Annotated in this window: 1 rRNA gene (only partly in view); it reads right to left on the bottom strand. The window is 52.0% G+C overall.

Annotated features, from left to right (window positions below):
* Window positions 1-2043 (bottom strand): 23S ribosomal RNA (locus HFO71_RS35585) (it extends 838 nt beyond the left edge of the window).
* Between the last annotated feature and the right edge of the window lie 457 nt (window positions 2044-2500).

Genomic DNA, 2500 nt, shown 5'->3' with positions numbered 1-2500 from the left:
ACCGCAGGAACCCCGCATCTTCACGGGGAATTCAATTTCACTGAGTCTATGTTGGAGACAGCGGGGAAGTCGTTACGCCATTCGTGCAGGTCGGAACTTACCCGACAAGGAATTTCGCTACCTTAGGACCGTTATAGTTACGGCCGCCGTTTACTGGGGCTTCGATTCAAAGCTTGCACCTCTCCTCTTAACCTTCCAGCACCGGGCAGGCGTCAGACCCTATACGTCGTCTTGCGACTTCGCAGAGCCCTGTGTTTTTGATAAACAGTCGCTACCCCCTGGTCTGTGCCACCCCATAATAGTTGCCTAGCATGGGGTCACGCTTCTTCCGAAGTTACGCGTGCAATTTGCCGAGTTCCTTCAACATAGTTCTCTCAAGCGCCTTGGTATACTCTACCTGACCACCTGTGTCGGTTTCGGGTACGGTCTATACGGTGGAGCTATTTCCTGGAACCGCTCCGCTGCCCATCCAATCCAATAAGAATGAACAACTTGTGCAATCCGTCACTACCACCAGGCCCACGAATATTAACGTGGTTCCCATCGACTACGCATTTCTGCCTCGCCTTAGGGGCCGGCTAACCCTGCTCAGATTAACTTTAAGCAGGAACCCTTGGTCTTTCGGCGAGAGGGTCTCTCACCCTCTTTATCGTTACTCATGTCAACATTCGCACTTCCGATACCTCCAGGAGCCCTCACAGGTCTCCCTTCATCGGCTTACGGAACGCTCCGCTACCACGTGTATTGCTACACATCCTCAGCTTCGGTGCATGGCTTCAGCCCCGTTACATTTTCGGCGCAAAGACCCTTATTTAGACCAGTGAGCTGTTACGCTTTCTTTAAATGATGGCTGCTTCTAAGCCAACATCCTGGTTGTTTTGGGATCCTCACATCCTTTCCCACTTAGCCATGACTTGGGGACCTTAGCTGGAGGTTAGGGTTGTTGCCCTTTTCACGACGGACGTTAGCACCCGCCGTGTGTCTGCCGAGTAGTACTCCCCGGTATTCGGAGTTTGGTTAGGATCAGTAAGACGGTGAGTCCCCATAGCCCATCCAGTGCTCTACCCCCGGGGGTATTCGCTCGACGCTCTACCTAAATAGATTTCGCGGAGAACCAGCTATTTCCGAGTTTGATTGGCCTTTCACCCCTAGCCACAAGTCATCCCAATCTATTGCAACAGATGCGGGTTCGGTCCTCCAGTTGGTGTTACCCAACCTTCAACCTGCTCATGGCTAGATCACTCGGTTTCGGGTCTAATGCAACAAACTATATCGCCCTATTCAGACTCGCTTTCGCTTCGCCTACACCTACCGGCTTAAGCTTGCTTGTTACACTAAGTCGTTGACCCATTATACAAAAGGTACGCCGTCACCCTTGCGGGCTCCGACTGTTTGTAGGCATCCGGTTTCAGGTTCTATTTCACTCCCCTTGTCGGGGTGCTTTTCACCTTTCCCTCACGGTACTTGTTCGCTATCGGTCATGCACGAGTACTTAGGCTTGGAGAGTGGTCTCCCCATGTTCAGACAGGATTTCTCGTGTCCCGCCCTACTCTAGGACAATCATGATATCTACGCGTACGGGGCTGTCACCCACTACGGCCGCACTTTCCAGAGCGTTCCACTTTAATCACAATTGCCACTGGCCTGGTCCGCGTTCGCTCGCCACTACTTGCGGAGTCTCGGTTGATGTCCTTTCCTGCAGGTACTTAGATGTTTCAGTTCCCTGCGTTCGCTTCTTACACCCTATGTATTCAGGTGTAGATACCTTATCACAATGCTTGGAAACCGAGCGCGTCCTTGACGCGCAGTGAGTAGTGATCAGTCGGTAGTGAGTAGTTTTCACTGCTCACTAATCACTAATTCCTACTCACTTTCGTGCCAACGGCACGCTCGATTTCCCAAGCATTTAAGGTGGGTTGCCCCATTCGGAGATCCATGGATCAAAGCTCATTCGCAGCTCCCCACGGCTTTTCGCAGCGTATCACGTCCTTCATCGCCTGTGCATGCCAAGGCATCCACCAAATGCCCTTACGACACTTAATCGTTCTCATTGCCAATGCTCATCGTCTCGTTGCCCGTTCCGAAGGAACGGCAACAGACCGGGTTACCTTTTACAACCCAGTCAATCCAACAATGCCATTAACGTGTTCGACAGGTCTGCTTTATTGGAGCTACGCCGAGCAGCTCGCTTGCAGCCTGTCTTAAGACCAGCTTCTCGAGATATGATCCGATACCGCGCGGTCAGGCAACGGTAATCCGATCGTTCATCAGACGATGCCCAAAGGCAACGAACAACGAACGATCCAGAGTGACAAGCTTCCTTCCACCCTCCAGTCCTTCACCCATATCCGGCCGGCTAGGCCATCCATGGGATCATCAGAACTGGGCTCGGACGCCTTGGGCAGAACCCAAAACACCTGGAAGCCTCCAGATCAATCTTCTCTTCACAATGTATGCAGAACACGCATCAGCCATAAGCCGATGCAAAACTTTTATTTCT

The organism is Rhizobium laguerreae, from assembly GCF_019778565.1.
Lineage (GTDB): Bacteria > Pseudomonadota > Alphaproteobacteria > Rhizobiales > Rhizobiaceae > Rhizobium > Rhizobium laguerreae.
This window is presented reverse-complemented; position numbering and strand designations above follow the sequence as displayed.